The organism is Micromonospora sp. NPDC023814 (assembly GCF_040639595.1).
Classification (GTDB): Bacteria; Actinomycetota; Actinomycetes; order Mycobacteriales; family Micromonosporaceae; genus Micromonospora.
Genome location: NZ_JBFAAF010000202.1, coordinates 1 through 2267 on the forward strand (window position 1 = coordinate 1; position 2267 = coordinate 2267).

General features: G+C 70.1%; 3 protein-coding genes. All 3 read right to left on the reverse strand.

All coding sequences use genetic code 11. The features are described 5' to 3' along the window. Positions 1 to 94: 94 nt before the first annotated feature. Positions 95 to 352: a hypothetical protein gene (locus tag AB0G14_RS35370; protein WP_357705112.1), complete on the reverse strand. Its 258-nt coding sequence runs from the start codon at positions 350 to 352 to the stop codon at positions 95 to 97. A 180-nt stretch (positions 353 to 532) separates the two neighbouring features. Continuing rightward, positions 533 to 733 carry a hypothetical protein gene (locus AB0G14_RS35375; protein ID WP_357705115.1) on the reverse strand — a complete coding sequence of 67 codons (201 nt, stop codon included), beginning with the start codon at positions 731 to 733 and terminating at the stop codon, positions 533 to 535. Then, on the reverse strand, positions 730 to 1707 hold the full coding sequence (locus AB0G14_RS35380; protein ID WP_357705117.1) for a hypothetical protein: 978 nt from the start codon (positions 1705 to 1707) through the stop codon (positions 730 to 732). The genes AB0G14_RS35375 and AB0G14_RS35380 overlap by 4 nt, the downstream gene beginning before the upstream one ends. Between the last annotated feature and the right edge of the window lie 560 nt (positions 1708 to 2267).

Consider the following 2267-nt stretch of genomic DNA (forward strand, 5'->3'; position numbering starts at 1 on the left):
ACTTCGTCTGCGACGTCCTCATCAGCCCGATCACCGACTGGCCGCATCCAAGCACCGAACCGTCAACCCCCGAAGGACTTGCGAACTGAAGCACTTAGCCTCGATCGGTGGACCGGGCTTCGAGCGGGACTTTACGAATAGCCTGGGCGGGGCTGCCGCAGCAGGCGCCCGGTCCGGTGACCCGGAGGGCCGCCCCGGGCACAGTACGCGGGACCGCGTGCAGGATCTGATCGAGCGGATTGGATCCGTCGACGTGCAGCATGCCGGCGATGTCGGTAATGCGGCGGTCGGCGTGGTCGAGGAGGCGCTGCCACCGGTTGACCCGGGGTGGCTGGTCGGCGGTGGCGCCCATGGGGGTGGAGTCGCCGTAGCCGCCGAGGGGCGTGGCGGCCCGCGTGCGGGGGCAGCAGGGCGGGGGCTTCGAACTGCTCGGCGGTGATCAGGACGGCTTCCTCGTCGGCGAGCTGGCGAGTGAGCGCGCACCGCTAGGAGCGACCAGGCGGCGGCGGTGGCATGTAGGTGGTGCGGAGAGTCACGGACGGCCCTTTCGGCTGAGCACGTACGCGAGGAGCAGGTACTGGCCGAGGAAAACCGCGACGAGGGCCTGGGCGACGGCCATCTCTGGGGCCCAGCGGATGTCGAGGGCGGCGGAGAGGCCGATGATGGCAGCGACGAGGGCGACGAGGGCGACGAGGGTGCCGAGGGCGACAGCGGCCAGGACGGCGCGGATCACGACGCCTCCAGCCTCGTCGGGTCGGTGCAGGCTGACTTGGCGAGAAGCGCCTCAACGGCCTCGCCGAGCACGTCGACCGCGTCGGCGAGTTGCACGCCAGGCGCGGCGGCCCGCCAGGCGAGGGCGGCGCGGACCACACGGGCAAGGTAGTCGTCCGGATCGGCCGCTCGGCACACCCAGCAGGCCCCGCAGCCGTCGGCGGGCCAGCAGGCCCCGCACTGGGAACCGTGCCCGACCTGGGCACGCAACTCGGCGGACACCAAATCCAGCAGCGGATTGGGACTGGCCGACGGCTCGTACTCGTCGGGAATGGTCTGGCGGTACAGCGTCGGGTGCTCGTCCTCGTACGTCGTCAGGCTGCGGCTCAGCTCCTCGGCGGCGTCTGGCGCGGGCGGCGGTCCGCAATCGAGGGCCGCCAGCACCGCCTCAGCGCACCGCTTCCGCGTAGACAGCCGCACGAACGCTCGCCGCTCCGAGGTGATCCAGGTTCTGGCGTTAGAGGCCGGGGCGTGACGGCGGTGTGCCACCCTACCCGGGTCGGTGGCCGGGAAGGCGGATGTCACGGCCAGCTCGACGGCGCGTCGCCCATCGGCCCGCTCATCCTCTTGTGTCCGGCGCGAGGAGTCGAGGCGCGCTGGCGAGGCGCCGTAGTCGACTTCGTAGGCGTCTGCGACGGCTTCGGGCGGGAGACTGATGAGGCGGCCGATGACGTTGACGAGCTTGTCTCGTTGGGCGGCGGCTTGGTCGTAGCGCTGGGCGAGGCGGCCAACTTCGGTGAGGGTGGATCGCTCGTCTCGGGCCTGGGCGCGTTCGGCGGCCTGGTCGCGGACGGCACGGGTTTCGCTGCGAAGGTCTGCGTCGAGGCCGTCGGCACGGCGGGTGGTGTATTGATGGGTGCCGACGTGGCGGCTGAGTTCGGCGGTGGGATTGCCAATGTGCTCGTCTGCGGTGGCGCGGTCATCGGGACGTGGCACGGTGGCTCTCCTCGACCTCGTGGCTGATTTGTCGGGTGCGGGTTGGGGTGATGGCGGCCCTGCTTCTCGTCGGCGTCTGCTGCGGGCGGCGCGCTGGCCGGTCATGAGATACCCCGAAGGTGGACGGCGCTCAGGTCTTCGGCGGTGGTGTGGACGGCGAGGGTGTCCTTGCTGTCGACGTGACAGGCGAGCCGAATCCGCAGAGGTGCTGGTGGGGGCGGCGGCCGGCACGGCGGCGGGAAGGGGCTGGCGGCGACCCTCGGTTCGGATCGCGTCGGGGTTGCCGGGACCAGACGGAGGCCGGGCTGTGCCTCGTTCTCGCGCGCACAGTTGTTACTAACGGGCTCCGGCTGAGGTGGTTCATCCCCGCCCTGAGAGATTTGAGCCCGGTGAGTTCCCCGATAACGTGCCCAGCCACTACCACCAGCGCACACCCTGCACTGCTGGTCGATCTGGCGACGAACAGGAGCAATAGTCAAGACTTGTGGATGAGAAATCTTGATCAGGCGGCTGCGGCGTCGGTCGTGTCGAGTTCGGCGGTGGGTCGTTCGACGAGTTTG